At 73.7% G+C, this 16,527-nt stretch carries 16 protein-coding genes; 14 read left to right on the top strand and 2 right to left on the bottom strand.

Going from position 1 to position 16,527, the window contains the following annotated elements; all coding sequences use genetic code 11:
- Positions 1-121: 121 nt before the first annotated feature.
- From ACTWPP_RS17580 to ACTWPP_RS17540, 9 genes are all read left to right on the top strand, one after another.
- Positions 122-1,405, top strand: coding sequence for a sensor histidine kinase (locus ACTWPP_RS17580; protein ID WP_443105336.1), 1,284 nt, complete (start codon positions 122-124; stop codon positions 1,403-1,405).
- Positions 1,402-2,007 carry a response regulator gene (locus tag ACTWPP_RS17575; RefSeq protein WP_443105335.1) on the top strand — a complete coding sequence of 202 codons (606 nt, stop codon included), beginning with the start codon at positions 1,402-1,404 and terminating at the stop codon, positions 2,005-2,007. The genes ACTWPP_RS17580 and ACTWPP_RS17575 overlap by 4 nt, the downstream gene beginning before the upstream one ends.
- Positions 2,008-2,026: 19 nt before the next feature.
- Entirely contained in the window at positions 2,027-3,190 is a 1,164-nt protein-coding gene (locus ACTWPP_RS17570) for a pyridoxal phosphate-dependent aminotransferase (protein WP_443105334.1), read from the top strand.
- Between the two features lie 78 nt (positions 3,191-3,268).
- Complete coding sequence (locus ACTWPP_RS17565; protein ID WP_443105333.1) at positions 3,269-3,817, top strand: RNA polymerase sigma factor; 549 nt, start codon at positions 3,269-3,271, stop codon at positions 3,815-3,817.
- Complete coding sequence (locus ACTWPP_RS17560) at positions 3,814-4,902, top strand: CU044_5270 family protein (protein ID WP_443105332.1); 1,089 nt, start codon at positions 3,814-3,816, stop codon at positions 4,900-4,902. Before ACTWPP_RS17565 ends, ACTWPP_RS17560 begins: the two co-directional genes overlap by 4 nt.
- A 77-nt stretch (positions 4,903-4,979) precedes the next feature.
- Complete coding sequence (locus tag ACTWPP_RS17555) at positions 4,980-6,005, top strand: carbamate kinase (RefSeq protein ID WP_443105331.1); 1,026 nt, start codon at positions 4,980-4,982, stop codon at positions 6,003-6,005.
- Between the two features lie 34 nt (positions 6,006-6,039).
- Complete coding sequence (locus tag ACTWPP_RS17550) at positions 6,040-7,146, top strand: ring-opening amidohydrolase (protein WP_443105330.1); 1,107 nt, start codon at positions 6,040-6,042, stop codon at positions 7,144-7,146.
- 69 nt (positions 7,147-7,215) lie between these two features.
- Positions 7,216-7,911 (top strand): SseB family protein, encoded by a 696-nt coding sequence (locus ACTWPP_RS17545; protein ID WP_443105329.1) that lies wholly within the window; start codon positions 7,216-7,218, stop codon positions 7,909-7,911.
- A gap of 109 nt (positions 7,912-8,020) precedes the next feature.
- Positions 8,021-10,996 carry a glycine--tRNA ligase gene (locus tag ACTWPP_RS17540; RefSeq protein WP_443105580.1) on the top strand — a complete coding sequence of 992 codons (2,976 nt, stop codon included), beginning with the start codon at positions 8,021-8,023 and terminating at the stop codon, positions 10,994-10,996.
- On the opposite strand, the gene ACTWPP_RS17535 is transcribed toward ACTWPP_RS17540, so the two are convergent.
- Positions 10,993-12,000 (bottom strand): DUF2332 domain-containing protein, encoded by a 1,008-nt coding sequence (locus ACTWPP_RS17535; protein WP_443105328.1) that lies wholly within the window; start codon positions 11,998-12,000, stop codon positions 10,993-10,995. The two genes, ACTWPP_RS17540 and ACTWPP_RS17535, sit on opposite strands and share 4 nt — an antisense overlap.
- 77 nt (positions 12,001-12,077) lie before the next feature.
- Between ACTWPP_RS17535 and aroC the strand changes: the two genes are divergently transcribed.
- Genes aroC through aroQ form a run of 4 tightly spaced genes read left to right on the top strand, consistent with a single transcriptional unit; the run spans position 12,078 to position 15,328 of the window.
- On the top strand, positions 12,078-13,256 hold the full coding sequence (gene aroC / locus ACTWPP_RS17530; protein ID WP_443105327.1) for a chorismate synthase: 1,179 nt from the start codon (positions 12,078-12,080) through the stop codon (positions 13,254-13,256).
- Positions 13,257-13,266: 10 nt separating this feature from the next.
- Entirely contained in the window at positions 13,267-13,818 is a 552-nt protein-coding gene (locus tag ACTWPP_RS17525) for a shikimate kinase (protein WP_443105579.1), read from the top strand.
- Positions 13,815-14,888, top strand: a complete 1,074-nt coding sequence (aroB, locus tag ACTWPP_RS17520) for a 3-dehydroquinate synthase (protein ID WP_443105326.1) — start codon at positions 13,815-13,817, stop codon at positions 14,886-14,888. Before ACTWPP_RS17525 ends, aroB begins: the two co-directional genes overlap by 4 nt.
- A complete protein-coding gene (gene aroQ, locus ACTWPP_RS17515) occupies positions 14,885-15,328 on the top strand; it encodes a type II 3-dehydroquinate dehydratase (protein WP_443105325.1) in 444 nt (147 codons plus the stop codon). The genes aroB and aroQ overlap by 4 nt, the downstream gene beginning before the upstream one ends.
- 40 nt (positions 15,329-15,368) lie before the next feature.
- On the opposite strand, the gene ACTWPP_RS17510 is transcribed toward aroQ, so the two are convergent.
- Positions 15,369-15,947, bottom strand: coding sequence for a TetR/AcrR family transcriptional regulator (locus tag ACTWPP_RS17510; RefSeq protein WP_443105324.1), 579 nt, complete (start codon positions 15,945-15,947; stop codon positions 15,369-15,371).
- A 70-nt stretch (positions 15,948-16,017) separates the two neighbouring features.
- On the opposite strand from ACTWPP_RS17510, the gene ACTWPP_RS17505 reads away from it, so the two are divergent.
- Positions 16,018-16,497: a PaaI family thioesterase gene (locus ACTWPP_RS17505; protein WP_443105323.1), complete on the top strand. Its 480-nt coding sequence runs from the start codon at positions 16,018-16,020 to the stop codon at positions 16,495-16,497.
- Positions 16,498-16,527 lie beyond the last annotated feature (30 nt).

Genomic DNA, 16,527 nt, shown 5'->3' with positions numbered 1-16,527 from the left:
CCGCCGGAACCGGTGACACGCGCGTCTTCCGGCGGACGCGCGGGACCGCGAGGCTGGGGGACGGAGCCTGCCCGTTCAGTGCCTCCGCACGATTACAGTGCCAGGCGAGGAGGAAACCGACATGGCGGTCGCCACTACGGCGGATCTCGAAGCGCAGGACAACCGCAGGCTGGAACGCTACCGGCGGGGGACGTACCGCTCGTTCATGCTCGCCGCCGTGGGTTTCATCGCGCCGAGCCTGGCCGGGCTGGTGGCCGCCTACCACGACGGTCACGTCGGCGTCCCGATCGTCCTCGCGGTGGTCGCGGGCCTCGGCCTGCTCACCTGGTACTACGCGCGGCTCGTCCGGACGGGCCTGGACGGCGGGGCGTCCCGGCGCGACATCGCGGTCAGCGGCGCCGTCGCCGCCGTGCTGAGCCTGATGCTCCTCGCCAACCCGCTGTTCAACCTGATCGCGATCTTCTGGGTGTCCGCGGTGGTGCTGTCGCCGAAGAGCCGCGGGCAGATCGTCGCCCTCTGCCTCGGCACGGCGGCGTTCTGCTCGGCGCTCACCACGATCTCCGTGCAGTACCTGTACCCGGACAGGGGCATGCCCTGGTACGGCCTCCTCCCCATGATGTTCGCGATCAACGCCGCCGCCTGCGGGTTCGTCGTGTTCTGCAACCGGTACCAGCGCCGCATGTGGGAACTGCACCAGGAGACCTACGCGGCCCGCGACGCCCTCGCCCGGCTCGCGGTGACCGAGGAGCGGCTCCGCTTCTCCCGCGACCTGCACGACCTGCTCGGCCACAGCCTCTCCCTGATCGCGGTGAAGAGCGAGCTGGCGATGCGGACGGTGGGCGCCGACCCGGACCGGGCCGGCGCCGAGATGGCCGACGTCCGGCGCACCGCCCGGGAGGCGCTGCGGGAGGTGCGCGCCGCCGTCAACGGGTACCGCGCCGTCGAGCTGGACGCCGAGCTGGCCGGGGCGCGGGCCGTGCTGGAGGCCGCCGGGATCCGCTGCGAGGTCGGTGACCTGCCGGGCTCGCTGGCGCGGGAGGTCCGCGCGGTGCTGGCGTGGGTGATCCGGGAGGGCACCACCAACGTGATCAAGCACAGCGAGGCCCGGCGCTGCACCGTCACGCTCACTTCCTACGGCGACTCGGTGGCCCTGGAGATGCGCAACGACGGCGCCCGCGGCGGCGGCGACGCCGACGGCTCGGGCCTCACCGGGCTCGCCGAGCGGGTCGCCGTGCTCGGCGGCGAGATCACCGCCGGCCGCCATGGCCGCACCGACTTCGTGCTGCGCGCCGTCGTCCCCCTCCCCCGGCCGGACGAGGCCTCCGGGCCGGACGAGCCCCCCGAGCCGGGAAGGGACGCCGTCCCCGACGCCGTGCCGGCCGAGGCGGCGGGGGGCCGCGCGTGATCCGCGTCCTGCTGGCCGACGACGAGCACCTCATCCGCGGCGCCGTCGCCGCGCTGCTCGGCCTCGAACCCGACCTGGAGGTCGTCGCCGAGGTCGGCCGGGGCGACGAGGTCGCCGCCGCCGTCGCCGAGCACGACCCGGACGTCGCCGTCCTCGACATCGAGATGCCCGGCGCGGACGGCCTCACCGTCGCCGAGCGGCTCGACGCGTCCGCTGCCCGCTGCGCGGTCTGCATCCTCACGAGCTTCGGCCGCCCCGGCTACCTGCGCCGGGCCATGGCCGCCGGGGTCCGCGGCTTCGTCGCCAAGGACGCCCCCACGCAGGAACTCGCCGCCGCCATCCGCAAGGTGCACGGCGGCGGCCGCTACCTGGACGCCGAACTCGCCGCCGGCGCGATGGCCGCCGGCGACAACCCGCTCACCGAACGCGAGCGCGAGGTCCTCCGCCTCACCGGCACGGGCACCGAGACCGCCCGCATCGCCGCCCGGCTCCACCTCTCCGAGGGCACCGTCCGCAACTACCTGTCCACCGCCATGACGAAGCTCGGCGAGTCCAACCGCCTCGCCGCCGTCCGCGCCGCCGAGGAGATGGGCTGGATCTGACGCCGTTACTCTGGTCGGCGTGAGTGAGCCTCTCGTAGCGCGCATGCAGGGATTCGGCGAGACGATCTTCGCCGAGATGTCGGCTCTCGCCGTCCGGACCGGGGCGATCAATCTCGGCCAGGGCTTCCCGGACCAGGACGGCCCGCGGGCCGTCCTGGACGTCGCCGTGGAGGCGATCCGGTCCGGGGCGAACCAGTACCCTCCGGGGCCGGGACTGCCGGAGCTTCGGGAGGCCGTGGCGGCGCAGCGGCTTCAGCGGTACGGGCTGTCGTGCGACCCGGCGGCGGAGGTGTTCGTGACCGTCGGCGCCACCGAGGGCATCGCGGCGTCGGTGCTCGCGCTGGCCGGGCCGGGCGACGAGGTCATCGTCTTCGAGCCGTACTACGACTCCTACGCGGCCGTGATCGCGCTCTCCGGCGCCGTCCGCAGGCCCGTCATGCTCCGCCCGGTGGAGGGGCGGTTCACCTTCGACCCGGACGAGCTGCGCGCCGCCGCCGGCCCCCGCACCCGGGCGATCCTGGTGAACTCGCCGCACAACCCCGCCGGCACCGTGTTCACGCGCGACGAGCTGGAGACCATCGCGGACGTCTGCCGGGAGCACGACCTGGTGGCGGTCACCGACGAGGTCTACGAGTACCTGACGTTCGACGAGGCCGAGCACATCCCCCTGGCGACGCTCGACGGCATGCGCGAGCGGACGGTGTCGGTGTCGTCGGCGGGCAAGTCGTTCTCCGTCACCGGGTGGAAGACCGGCTGGGTGACGGCGCCCGCGCCCTACATCCGCGCCGTCCAGACGGTGAAGCAGTTCCTCACCTACGCGGTCAGCGCCCCCTACCAGCGGGCCGCCGCGTACGCGCTGGGCAACGAGATCCCCTGGGTGGAGGAACTGCGCAAGTCCCTCCAGGCCAAGCGGGACCGCCTCATCACCGGCCTGGAGGCCGCCGGGTTCACCGCGTACCGGCCCCAGGGCACCTACTTCGTGCAGGCCGACATCCGGCCGCTGGGATTCACCGACGGCATGGAGCTGGCCCGCGCCCTTCCCGAGAAGGCGGGCGTCGTCGCGATCCCGACACAGGTCTTCTACGACCACGCCGAAGCCGGCGCGCAGTTCGTCCGCTTCGCGTTCTGCAAGAAGGACGAGGTCATCGACGAGGCCGTCGAACGCCTGTCCCGCCTCCGCTGAGATTTCTCCGGCACCCTGTAAACGGAGTCGCCCCGACGGGATTACCTCACGACAACCGATCCCGACGGGAGGGTCTCTGTGGATGATCCCGAAACACGGTTCACGCGGCTCTACGACGAGAACCATCGGCGCGTCCTGGCGTACGCCCTCACCCACGCCGAGCCGCACACCGCCGAGGACATCGCGGGTGAGACGTTCCTGATCGCCTGGCGGCGGCTCGACGACATCCGGGATCCCGCCCTGCCGTGGCTGCTCGGGGTGGCCCGCAACCTCCTGCACAAGCAGCGCGACCGGGGCCGCCGCGGCCGTGCCCTCGCCGACCGGATCAAGGCGCTGGCCGGGCCGTCCGACCTCGCCGCCTGGGACGCGGCCGAGCACGTCGTAGCCAGGGAGACCGCCCTGGAGGCGATCGCCGCGCTGCCCGAACGGGACCTGGAGCTCCTCACGCTCGTCAACTGGCACGGACTGGACCCCCGCCAGGCCGCGAAGGTCGTGGGCTGCTCCGTCCCGGCGTTCGCCGTCCGCCTGCACAGGGCCCGCAGGCGCCTCGCCCGCGCCCTGGACGGGACCGGTGCCGCACCGGACCGTCCCGTCCCCACCCCGGTCGCCGAGGAGGCGGCTCGATGACCACCGGAGAGAATATGAAGGACACCGACACGATCTTCCGCGCGCTCAGGCCCGGCGCGCTGGACGAACTGGCCGACGACGCCCACGCCAGGCGCCGCGACACCGACCTGGCGCGGGCCATGAGCGCCGCCGCCGAGCCGCGTTCGCGCCCGCGGCGGGTGGCGCTGCTGGTCGCCGGGGTGGCGGCCGCCGCCTGCGCCGCGGCGGGGGTCGCCGTGGTGACCGGCGGGGACGAGACGACGCCCGGCGGGACGACGACGGTGCGGGGGCCCGCCGACGCTCGCACGTTCCTGCTGGCCAGCGCGAAGACGGCCGAGCGGGCCCCGGCCGAGGCCGGCCGCTACTGGTACACCAGGCTGCAGACACGGCGGCTCACCGACACGAAGGTCGGCGTGTTCCGCGGGGACCGTCCGGGGAAGCGCAAGGACAGGCTCTCGTTCACCTTTCAGCTGACGACCGGGCAGGAGAGCTGGACGGCGCGTGATCCCGATGACCGCACTCGGACGATCACCGGGATCGACGTGCGGACGAGCTTCCCCACCAAGAAGGACGAGGCGGCCTGGAAGCGCGCCGGCTCGGAGCCTCTCGTCGCCCCGGAGCAGCGCAAACACTCGGTGAACGACTACGACATCCCGATCTCTTACACGATCGGCAATGTACAGATGTCGATGGCCAAGCTGCGGAAGCTGCCGGTGGACGCCGCGGAACTCGAAGCGGAGCTGCGCCGCAGACACAAGGCGGACGTCGGTGAGAGCGGGGAGAAGTACGCCGGGTCCTTCGCCGAGTACGTCTTCGCGACCGCGCACGACCTGCTGGCGGGGCCGATCACTCCGGGCACGAAGGCTGCTCTGTACCGGGTCCTGGCCGGGCAGGACGGGGTGAGGTCCGAGGGGGAGGCGACAGACCCGCTCGGCCGCCCCGGCGTGGCGGTGTCCATGAGCGGCACCGACTACTTCGACGGCGATTACCGCATCAAGATGATCATTGACCCGGGCACGGCGGAGCTGCTCGCCTACCGTTCGGGCGGCCTGTCGATGGCGTACCAGGAGATGGGCTGGGTGAACGAGTTGGGCGCCCGTCCCTAGAAATTGCCGAAGAAGCGGCGTTCATTGGGCGAATTTCGCCCGTGAGCGCCGCTCTTCGCGCGGCTAGCGTTCGGGCCGTGGGCTGGAACGGCGGCGCCGGCGGGAACGGCGGGGGAGCGCTCGGCGGGGAGCGGATCCTGATCGCGCTCGGCGGGAACGCCATGACCGCACCGGACGGCAGCGCCACCCCGGACGCGCAGGCCGCGGCGATCGAGGCCGCGATGGCGCCGGTGGCGGAGCTGGTCGCGGCGGGCGCGCGGGTCGCTCTCACGCACGGCAACGGGCCGCAGGTCGGCAATCTGCTGATCAAGAACCAGCTGGCGGCGGGCGTGGTGCCGCCGGTCCCGCTGGACTGGTGCGGCGCGCAGACCCAGGCCACCGTCGGCGTGATGATCATGAACGCGCTGGAGCGGGCCCTGGCCGCGCGGGGCGCGGCCCGCCCGGTGGCCACCGTGGTGACGCGGACGCTCGTGGACGCGTCCGACCCCGGGTTCGCCGGCCCCGCCAAGCCGATCGGCCGCTACTTCCCGGAGGCGGAGGCGCGCCGGGCCATGGCGCACGGCGAAGTGTGGCGCCCGTTCGGGGAGCGGGGCTGGCGGCGCGTCGTCGCCTCGCCGGAGCCGCTGGAGATCCTGGACGCGGGCGCGGCGGCGGTGCTGCTGGACGCCGGGCACGTCGTCGTCGCGGCGGGCGGCGGCGGCGCGCCCGTCGCGAGGGTGGACGGGACGCTGCGCGGCGTCGAGGCCGTCGTCGACAAGGACCTGGCGGCGCAGCTGCTGGCGCGGCGGCTGGACGCGACCACGCTGGTGATCGCGACCGATGTGGAGAACGCGATGACCGGGTACGGGACGCCGCAGGCGCGTCCCCTGCACCGCACGACCGTCGCCGAGCTGGGCGAGCTGGCCGCCGCCGGGCACTTCGCCGGCGGCAGCATGGGCCCGAAGGTGGAGGCGGTGCGGCGGTTCGTCGCCGCCGGCGGGCGCCGCGCCGCGATCGCGTCGCTGGCCCGGCTGGGCGACGCGGCCCACGGCAGGGCCGGAACGGTCGTCGAATCCCGCCCCCGTGGCTGCGCCCCACCATCCCCCAGGCGCCACCCTGGGTAGAAGACGATCACCAGAGCAGCTGAGGAGCGATGACGTGCCCGATCCGATCGAAGTCCGCAAGATCCCCATCGAGAGCGTGACCGACGCGTCCGGGCTGGCCCGGCTGATCGACGACGGCGTCCTGGAGGCCGACCGGGTCCTCGCCGTCGTCGGCAAGACCGAGGGCAACGGCGGCGTGAACGACTACACGCGGCTGCTGGCCGACCGCGCGTTCCGCGAGGTGCTGATCGACCGGGGGACCCGCCCGGCGGACGAGGTGGGACGCGTGCCGCTGGTGTGGTCGGGCGGCACCGACGGCGTCCTCAGCCCGCACGCCACCGTCTTCGCCACCGCCGACCCGGCGAAGGCGCCGCGGTCGGACGAGCCCCGCCTGTCGGTCGGCGTCGCGATGAGCGAGATCATCCTGCCCGAGGACATCGGCCGTCCCGCGATGGTCGAGACCGTCGCCGCCGGGGTCCGCGAGGCGATGAAGACCGCCGGGATCGACGACCCCGCCGACGTCCACTACGTCCAGACCAAGACGCCGCTGCTCACCCTCGACACCATCAACGACGCCAAGTCCCGCGGCCGCGACGTCGTCACCGAGGACACCCTCAAGTCGATGGACATCTCCAACTCCACGACCGCGCTCGGCATCGCCGTCGCGCTCGGCGAGACCGAGACCCCGTCGGCGGAGCAGATCCACAAGGACCTGTCGCTGTACTCGTCGGTGGCGTCCTGCTCGTCCGGTGTGGAACTCGACCGGGCGCAGATCGTCGTCGTCGGGAACGTGCGCGGCATCGGCGGCCGGTACCGCGCCGGGCACGGTGTGATGAACGACGCACTGGACGCCGACGGCATCTGGGACGCGATCAGGTCGGCCGGCCTCGATCTGCCCGATCGGCCCCGCACGTCCGACCTCGGCGACCGCCTCGTCAACGTGTTCATCAAGTGCGAGGCCGACCCGAGCGGCTCGGTCCGGGGGCGCCGCAACATCATGCTGGACGACTCCGACGTGCACTGGCACCGGCAGATCAAGGCGTGCGTCGGCGGCGTCGCGGCGTCGGTCACGGGCGACCCGGCGGTGTTCGTGTCGGTCGCGGCCGTCCACCAGGGGCCGTCCGGCGGCGGCACCGTCGCGGCCATCGCCGACCTGGGGTGACGGCGATGGCGGCGCAGAGTATCCGGATAGTCGCCCACGGTGTCCGGTCGAGGTTATAGCCTTCCTGGCGTGTCCGGACTGACCATTCCCGAACCCCAGTTCCCCGGGGACGACGGCGGCGCCGACCCGCGGCTGTGCGAGGCGCTCGCCGGCTACGCGGCGGGGCGCGTGGGCGTGCACGTGGTGCTGAGGCGCCTCCAGGGAGCGCGGCTGCTGGTGCCCATCGTCGCCGTCCTCACGGAGGAGGAGGACGTCGCGCCCGGCGAGCCGCGCCGGGAGAAGTCGAGCGACATGGCGCTGCCCACGCTGATCGGCGACGACGGGCGGCGCGGCGTGCTCGGCTTCACCTGCACCGAGACGATGAAGGCGTGGCGGGCCGACGCCCGCCCCGTCGCCGTCGCCGCCGGCGACGCGTGCCGCGCCACCCTCGACGAGGGCGCGCACGCCCTGGTCGTGGACGTGGCCGGCCCCGTCCCGTTCGCCGTGGACGGCCTGCGCCTGCACCTGCTCGCCGAGGGCCGCCCCATCCCGCCCCCGCACGAGGACCCCGACGTCCTCGCCGCCGTCGAGGCCGCGTTCGGCTCCGACGAGTCGGTCAGCGGCGTCCGCGTGTGCGAGGGCACGTCCGCCGAGGTGGCCGTCCGGTTCGCCGTCGTCTCGGGGCACGACGAGCGCCGCACCGTGCAGCGGGTCTCCGACCGGCTCGCCGAGGTGCTGCGCGGCCGTATCGTCGGCGGCGTCGAACTGAACGTCGTCCGCCGGTAAACCGTTGGCGTCCCCGGCCGCCTCGCGGGCAGGCTGGGCCGACCGGGGTCTCGGGCGCTGAGCTTCCGGGCCTGGTCGTTCCGCCACCTTGGAGAACCCCGTGCTGACCATGCAAGACGCCCTGATCCGGCTGACCGGCCACTGGGCGGGCCACGGCTGCCTCGTCGCGCAGCCGATGAACACCGAGGTCGGGGCGGGCACGCTCAACCCGGCCACCGCGCTGCGCGTCCTCGGGCCGGAGCCGTGGCGCGTCGCCTACACCGAGCCGAGCGTCCGCCCCGACGACTCCCGGTACGGCGACAACCCGAACCGGCTGCAGACCCACACCCAGTTCCAGGTGGTCCTCAAGCCGGAGCCGGGCGACGCGCAGGACCTCTACCTGGGCAGCCTCGCTGCGCTGGGCATCGACCTGAGCGCCCACGACGTCCGTTTCGTCGAGGACGACTGGGCGTCGCCCGCGCTCGGGGCGTGGGGGCTCGGCTGGGAGGTGTGGCTGGACGGCCTGGAGATCACCCAGTTCACGTATTTCCAGCAGTCCGGCGGGCTGGCCCTCGACCCGGTGTCGGTCGAGATCACATATGGGATGGAGCGCATCATGATGGCGCTCCAGGGCGTCTCCCACTTCAAGGACATCGCGTACTCGCCCGGGATCTCCTACGGGGAGGCGTTCGGGCAGGCCGAGTACGAGATGAGCCGCTACTACCTCGACGATGCCGACATCGGGGCGAACCGGGAGCTGTTCGAGGCGTACGCGGCGGAGGCGCGGCGGATGCTGGACGCCCGGCTGCCCGTCCCCGCCCACTCCCACGTGCTGAAATGCTCGCACGCGTTCAACGTCCTGGACGCGCGCGGCGCGATCGGCACGACCGAGCGGGCCCGCGCGTTCGCCCGGATGCGCGGCCTCGCCCACGAGGCCGCCGCGCTGTGGGTGGACCGCCGCGCCGAACTGGGCCACCCCCTCGGCGACGCCGCGACCCGTCCCGCCGCCGTCGCCGTGCCGGACGCGCTCCCCGACCTCGCCTCGCCGGCCGCGTTCACCCTGGAGATCGGCGTCGAGGAGCTGCCGCCGCACGAGGTCGCCCGCACGGCGGACGACGTGGCGGAACGCCTGCTGGCCGGGCTGGAGGAGGCGGGCCTGTTCACGGACGCGTCCTCGCTCGACACCTGCGCGACGCCGCGCCGGATCATCGTGCTCGCCCGCGACCTGGAGCCCCGGGAACCGGACACCGAGCAGGTCGTGAAGGGGCCGCGCCTCGCCGCCGCCTACGACGCGTCCGGGGAGCCGACGCGGGCGTTGCAGGGGTTCGCGCGGGGCCAGGGGATCGGCGTCTCCGACGTCCGGCGGGTCACGGTGGGCGGCGGAGAGTACGCCGGGTTCGTCCGCACGGTGGTGGGACGCCCCGCCGCCGAGGTCCTGGCGGGCCTGCTACCGGAGATCGTCACCGGGCTGCGCGCCGGGAAGAACATGCGGTGGAACGCGCCCGGCCTGTCGTTCGCCCGGCCCGTCCGCCGGCTGCTCGCCCTCCTGGACGGGCACGAGATCCCGTTCACCGTCTCCGGCATGACGGCGGGCCGCGTCACCCGCGTCCACCGCACGGCCGGCGAGCCGCGCGTCGAGGTCCCGGACGCGTCGTCCCTGATCACGACGCTTCGCGAGCATGGGATCGAGCCCGACCCCGCCCGCCGCCGCTCCCGTGTCATCGAGGACGCCGGGGCGCTCGCCCGCCGCCGCGGGGGCCTCATCGACTTCGCCGGCGAGCGGAACCTCGTCGAAGAGATCGTCAACCTCGTCGAGGAGCCCGTCGCCATCCTGGGCTCGTTCGACGAGAAGTACCTGGAGCTGCCCGAGGAGATCCTCACCACGGTCATGCGCAAGCACCAGCGCTACCTGCCGGTGCGGTCGTCCACGAAGCGCCTTCTGCCGCACTTCGTCACGGTCGCCAACGGCGAATGCGACCACGACGCCGTCCGGGCCGGGAACGAGGCCGTCCTCCGCGCGCGCTGCGAAGACGCGTCGTTCTTCTTCCAGCAGGACCTCCGGAGCACACCCGAGCAGATCAAGGAGGGCCTCGCCAGGCTCACCTTCACCGAACGCCTCGGCTCGATGGCCGACCGCGCGTCGCGCATCGCCGCGATCGCCGCCGAACTGGCGGACCGTCTCGACCTCACCCCCGGCGAACGGGCGGTGGCACGCCGCGCCGCCGGGCTGGCGAAGTTCGACCTCGCCTCATCGGTGGTCATCGAGCTGCCGAGCCTCGCCGGGACGATGGCCCGCGAGTACGCCCGCCGCGCCGGCGAGGACGACGCCGTCGCGCGGGCCCTCCACGAGATGGAGCTGCCCCGCCCGGCCGGGGACGCCCTCCCCGCCACGGCCGCCGGGGCGCTGCTCGCCGTCGCCGACCGGCTCGACCTCCTGGCCGGGCTGTTCGCCGTCGGCTCCGCCCCCACCGGCAGCTCCGACCCGTTCGGGCTTCGCCGCGCCGCCCTCGCGCTGACCGCGATCCTGCGGGCCGTCCCGCGCCTCGCGCCCATCACGGTCGGGGACGGCCTCGCCGTCGCCGCCCGCAACCAGCCCGTCGACGTCGCCCCCGAGGCCCTCGCCGAAGCGGAACGGTTCGTCGCGCGCCGCCTGGAGCAGAACCTCCTGGACGAGGGCCACCCCGTCCACGTCGTCCGGGCCGTCCTCGTGCACGCGGGCGCGCCCGCCCGCGCCGCCCAGGCCGCGGCCGACCTGGAGAACCTGCTCCGCTCGGGACGGTTCGAGCGGCTCACGACGGCGGTGCAGCGCGTCCTGCGCATCGTCCCGGACGGCACGGCGGCCGGCTACGACCCGGCCCTCTTCACCGAACCCGCCGAAAGGGACCTGCACGCCGCGTTCACCGCCGTCCAGGACGAACTCCCCGCCGACCCCACGCTGCCGGAGTTCTACGCCGCCGCGACCGCGCTCATCGACCCGATCGACACCTACTTCGACGACGTCATGGTCATGGACGAGGACCCCGCCCGGCGCGCCAACCGCCTCGGCTTCCTCGCCGCGATCAGGGACCGGGCGGCGCCCGTCCTCCACTGGCGCGAGATCGCCTAGAACCAGGTGATGGGCAGGCCGTGCGACGGCCCTTCACCGAGGATCGCGCGCTCGCCGCCCGGCCACAGGCGCAGCGCCACGACCTGCACGGCGTCGAGGCGGGACGCGTCGCGTCCCTCGAACGACAGGTGCGCGACCGGCGCCTCCCCGGTGGCCGCCGCTCCGGCGTCCTCCAGATGGCGGAGCATCCGCGCCGCCTCGTCCTCGGACAGGTACGCCCGCATCGTCGAGTGCCACACGACCGTCGCCGCGCCGGGCCGCGGGGCGAGCCCGTCGAGGAAGCCGGCCGCGTCCGCCCGCACGACCGTCGCGGGGACCCGCGCGGCCACCTCGAACGCCGCCCGCAGCCGCTCCACCCGCGCCGTCTGATCGGGCCACACGTACGACATCAGCCGGCGCCGCGCCTCGGGCGAGGCCGCGTCCAGCGGATTCGGGTCGCAGCCCAGCCGTCCGGCGATGGTGAGCGGCGCGTCCACCGGGGGAAGGCCCCGCCAGGCGCCGGCCAGCACGACCGGCGACTCCGGGCCGTACGCGCCGTGCTCGTGCAGGAGCCGGAAATGGTCGGCGCGCAGGTTCAGGCCGGCGCTGGCGCCGATCTCCAGCAGCCTGATCGGCAGACCCGTCGCCTCGGCCACCGCGAGCAGCCCGCCGACCAGCGGGGCCGCCCGCCCCACCTCGTTGGTCTGCGGCGGGTCGGCGAGCCCTTCGCGTATCTCCGCCGCGTGCTCGACCAGCACGTCCCGGAACGCGGGCCAGGCGGCAAGGGGATCCTTCGTCCCGCCCGCGGTCGGGTAGTGGGCCGCGAGGTCCGGTACCCGGCCTTCCAGGACGAGCCTGTGCACCGCGCCCAGCATCCGCAGGACGAACCCGGTCTCGGTGCGCTCGCCGAGCACCTCCGCCACGGCCCCGCCCGGGTCGTCCGCCGCCCGCGTCAGCAGCTCCGCGTACATCGGCGAACCCAGCTCGGCGCACCCCCGCGCCTGGACGATCAGCTGCTCCCGCATCCCCCACCTCCGGTGACGAGCCTCTCAGATGGTGGACGGCGGCACGGGCGGGCGCGCGGAGTCAATAGGATCGACGCATGCTGCGCTGGTTGACCGCGGGGGAGTCCCATGGCCCGGCCCTGACCGCGATCGTGGAGGGGCTGCCGGCCGGCGTGCGCGTGACCTCGGGGGAGATCGCCGAGGAACTGCGCCGCCGCCGGCTCGGCCATGGGCGGGGCGCCCGGATGAAGTTCGAGCAGGACCAGGTGACGATCCTCGGCGGCGTCCGGCACGGGGTGACGCTCGGCGGGCCGGTCGCGATCGAGATCGGCAACACCGAATGGCCCAAATGGGAGACGGTCATGTCGGCCGACCCCGTGGACGCCGACGTCCTCGCCGCCCAGGCGAGGAACGCCCCGCTGTCGCAGCCGAGGCCCGGCCACGCCGACCTCGTCGGCATGCAGAAGTACGGCTTCGACGACGCCCGGCCCGTCCTGGAGCGGGCGAGCGCGCGGGAGACCGCCGCGCGGGTCGCGCTCGGGACGGTCGCCAAGGCGTTCCTCGGACAGGCCCTCGGCGTGGACGTGCTGAGCCACGTGATCGCGCTCGGCGAGGTCGGTGCCCCCGACGGCGTCCTGCCCGGGCCCGGCGACCTCGCGCGGGTGGACGAGAGCCCGGTGCGCTGCTTCGACGACGAGGCGTCCGCCGCGATGGTCGCGCACATCGACGAGACGAAGAAGGCGGGCGACACCCTCGGCGGCGTCGTGGAGGTCCTCGCCTACGGGCTGCCGCCCGGCCTCGGCAGCCACGTCCACTGGGACCGGCGCCTCGACTCCCGGCTCGCCGGGGTCCTGATGGGCATCCAGGCGATCAAGGGCGTGGAACTCGGCGACGGGTTCACCACCGCGCGCCGCCCCGGCTCCCGGGCGCACGACGAGATCGACGGCACACCCGAGGGCGTCCGGCGGCGGACGAACCGGTCGGGCGGTGTCGAGGGCGGCATGACGACCGGCGAGGTGCTGCGGGTGCGCGCCGCGATGAAGCCGATCTCGACCGTCCCGCGGCGCCTCGACACGATCGACGTGAAGACCGGCGGGCCCGCCAAGGCCATCAACCAGCGCAGCGACGTCACCGCCGTCCCCGCGGCCGGGGTCGTCGCCGAGGCGATGGTGGCGCTGATCCTCGCGGACGCGGCGCTGGAGAAGTTCGGCGGCGACTCCGCCGAGGAGACCGCCCGTAACCTGCGGGGATATGTGTCCTCGCTGACCGTCAAGTGAACTGGACCCGCTGACCATGCGACCGAAGGCAGTCATCATCGGGCCGCCCGGCTCCGGCAAGACCACGATCGGCGGCGCGCTCGCCGAACGGCTCGGCGTCCCGCTGCGCGACACCGACGCCGATGTCGAGAAGACGGCCGGCAAACCGGTCGGCGAGATCTTCGTCGACGACGGCGAGGAACGCTTCCGCGAGCTGGAACGCGCGGCGGTCGCGGCGGCGCTGGCCGAGCACGAGGGCGTCGTCGCGCTCGGCGGCGGCGCCGTCCTGACGGAGCAGACGCGGGAGCTGCTCGGCGGGCACACCGTCGTCTACCTGCGGGTCGGGCTGTCGGAGGCGATCAAGCGGGTGGGCCTTGCGTCGGCGCGGCCGCTGCTCGTGCTCAACCCGCGCAGCCAGATGCGCAAGCTCCTGGAGGAGCGCCTGCCGATCTACGAGCGGCTCGGCACGGTCGCCGTCGAGACGGACGGCCGTGAGCCCGGCGAGATCGTCGAGGAGATCGTCGAGGCGCTCGGCACCGCTCGTCCCGGGGGGTCGTCCTCCCACGGGGAGGGCCCGTCGTGACGCAGGCGCGGGTGCACGTCGGCGGCGCCGACCCGTACGACGTCGTCATCGGGACGGGCGTCCTCGGCGAGCTGCCCGCCCTGGTCGGGGAACGCGCCCGGACGGTCGCCGTCGTGCACGCCGAAGGGCTGCCGGAGATCGCCCGTCCCGTGTGCGGTGCGCTGGAGCAGGCCGGATACACCGTCCACGCGCTGCCCGTCCCGGACGGCGAGGCCGCCAAGGAGGTCGGCGTCCTCGCCGGGCTCTGGTCGTCGTTCGCCCGGTCCGGGATGACCCGGACGGACGTCGTCGTCGGTGTCGGCGGCGGCGCGACCACCGACCTCGCCGGGTTCGCGGCGGCGACGTGGCTGCGCGGGGTGCGGGCCGTGCTCGTCCCGACGACGCTGCTCGGCATGGTCGACGCGGCCGTCGGCGGCAAGACCGGCATCAACGTCCCGGAGGGCAAGAACCTCGTCGGCGCGTTCCATCCGCCGGCCGGTGTGCTGTGCGACCTGGCGACGCTGATGACGATGCCCCGCGAGGACTACGTCAGCGGCCTCGCCGAGATCATCAAGGCCGGGTTCATCGCCGACCCGAAGATCCTGGAACTCGTCGAGGACGACCCGAGGGGCGCCGCGTCCCCGGACGGCCCCCACACCCGCGAGCTGGTCGAACGCGCCGTCCAGGTCAAGGCGGACGTGGTGTCGGCCGATCTGAGGGAGAGCGGCCCGCGGGAGATCCTCAACTACGGCCACACCCTCGCGCACGCGATAGAGAAGGCCGAGGACTACCGGTTCCGGCACGGACACGCCGTCGCGATCGGCATGGTCTACGCCGCCGAGCTGGCCCGCCTCGCCGGGCGCCTCCCCGCCGACGTCGTCAAGCGGCACCGCGACGTCCTCACCTCCGTCGGGCTGCCCGTCTCCTACGCCGCAGACTGGCCCGGCCTGCGCGCCACCATGACCATCGACAAGAAGTCGCGGGGAGCCACCCTGCGGTTCGTCGTCCTCGACGGCATCGCCGAACCGGGCCGCCTCGAAGGGCCGGACGAGGAACTGCTCGCCGCCGCCTACCGGGAGATCGGCCGATGACCCGCGTGCTCGTCCTGAACGGCCCCAACCTGCGGCGCCTCGGCGTCCGCGAGCCCGACAAGTACGGGACGACCAGCTTCGACGACCTGGCCGCGCTGTGCCGGGACACCGGCCGCCGCCTGGACCTGAACGTCGAGGTCCGGCAGACCGACGACGAGGCCGAGATGATGCGCTGGGTGCACGAGGCCGCCGACGGGCGCGTCCCGGTCGTGCTGAACCCGGCCGCGTTCACCCACTACTCGTACGCGCTGCGGGACGCGCTCGCCCAGCGCACGGCGCCGCTCATCGAGGTGCACATCACCAACCCGGCGACCCGCGAGGAGTTCCGCCACACCTCCGTCGTCGCGGGCGTCGCCACCGGCACGATCGCCGGCTTCGGCATGCTGTCCTACGTCCTCGCGCTCCAGGCCATCGCGGAGCTGACCGCCGAGAACTCCTGACCGCCGGGACCTCCACCGCTGAGAACTCCGCCGCTGAGGACTACTGGGCCTCCCGGACTGCCCTGCGGGTCATGTCCTTGAGTTCGGCGACGACGTCGTCGAGGGGCGCGACGTCGCGGTGGGCGCGGCACAGGATGGTGGCGCCTTCGACGGCGGCGACGGTCAGGCGGGCCAGGCGGGCGGCGCGGTCGTCGGCGACGCCCGCGTTGCCGAGGCCGGTGGCGAGGGTGTCCTGCCAGCGGTCGAACGCCGCCGCGGCGGCCGCGGCGAGCTGCGGCGCGTCGTCGTGGCACTCCACGGTGACGGCGACGATCGGGCAGCCCGCGCGGAACTCGCTCTTGATCAGGACCTGCCGCCACCAGCCGACGAAGGCGTCCACGGCGGACGCGGGGTCGCCGCCCTCGGTGGCGGCGAGGATGCCGGCGTTGAGGAAGTCGCCGGCGTAGCGGACGGCCTCCTCTGCGAGCTGCGCCTTGCCGTCCGGGAAGTGGTGGTAGATCGACCCGCGCGGCGCGCCGCTGTGCGCGATGACGTCGCGGAACCCGGTGCCGCTGTAGCCGCGCTCGCGGAAGAGGTAGGCGGCGCTGCGCACCATGCGTTCCCGGCTGTCCGTCCCCATGGGCCTGATTATGACATTCATCATAGGCTGTTCGCATTGACCATGACGATCGTCATAGAGACTCTGGCTTATGCTGGACGTCATACCGAACGGAGTGCGGGGCATGGAGACCACGGCGGGCCTGGAGCAGCTGAGGGAGCTGCTCAACATGGGCGCGGAGAACGGCCACGGGATCGGCGCCCTGCTCGGCATGACGGCCGAGACCCTGGAGCCCGGGCGGGTGGCGTTCGCCCTCACGCCGCGGTCCGACTTCAGCAATCCCCTCGGCACCATGCACGGCGGCATCATGTCCACGCTGCTCGACTCGGCGATGGGGTGCGCGGTGCACACCTCCCTGCCGGAGGGCGCGAGTTACACGACGCTGGAGCTGAAGGTGAACTTCATCCGGGCGGTGCCGCCGGAGGGCGGCCGGCTGGTGTGCGAGGGCACCACCGTTCACGTCGGACGCAAGGTCGCCACGGCCGAGGGGCGCGTGACGAACGCGGACGGCAAGCTCGTCGCGCACGGAACGACGACGTGCATGGTGTTCCCGCCTGCTACTCGCGAGTAGGGTCGCCTCAGGCACAGACGAAGGAGACTC

The sequence above is a fragment of the Actinomadura sp. 3N407 genome (assembly GCF_052245875.1).
GTDB lineage: Bacteria > Actinomycetota > Actinomycetes > Streptosporangiales > Streptosporangiaceae > Spirillospora.
Note: the sequence above shows the minus strand (reverse complement) of the source record. Positions and strands in the feature narration are given on the sequence as shown.

Bases quoted from the DNA above. Each gene is read 5' to 3' on its own strand.
- ACTWPP_RS17580 (WP_443105336.1), top strand. From the start codon at position 122: ATGGCGGTCGCCACTACGGCGGATCTCGAAGCGCAGGACAACCGCAGG.
- ACTWPP_RS17560 (WP_443105332.1), top strand. From the start codon at position 3,814: ATGACCACCGGAGAGAATATGAAGGACACCGACACGATCTTCCGCGCG.
- ACTWPP_RS17540 (WP_443105580.1), top strand. From the start codon at position 8,021: ATGCAAGACGCCCTGATCCGGCTGACCGGCCACTGGGCGGGCCACGGC.
- ACTWPP_RS17535 (WP_443105328.1), bottom strand. From the start codon at position 12,000: ATGCGGGAGCAGCTGATCGTCCAGGCGCGGGGGTGCGCCGAGCTGGGT.
- aroC (WP_443105327.1), top strand. From the start codon at position 12,078: ATGCTGCGCTGGTTGACCGCGGGGGAGTCCCATGGCCCGGCCCTGACC.
- aroQ (WP_443105325.1), top strand. From the start codon at position 14,885: ATGACCCGCGTGCTCGTCCTGAACGGCCCCAACCTGCGGCGCCTCGGC.
- ACTWPP_RS17510 (WP_443105324.1), bottom strand. From the start codon at position 15,947: ATGGGGACGGACAGCCGGGAACGCATGGTGCGCAGCGCCGCCTACCTC.
- ACTWPP_RS17505 (WP_443105323.1), top strand. From the start codon at position 16,018: ATGCTGGACGTCATACCGAACGGAGTGCGGGGCATGGAGACCACGGCG.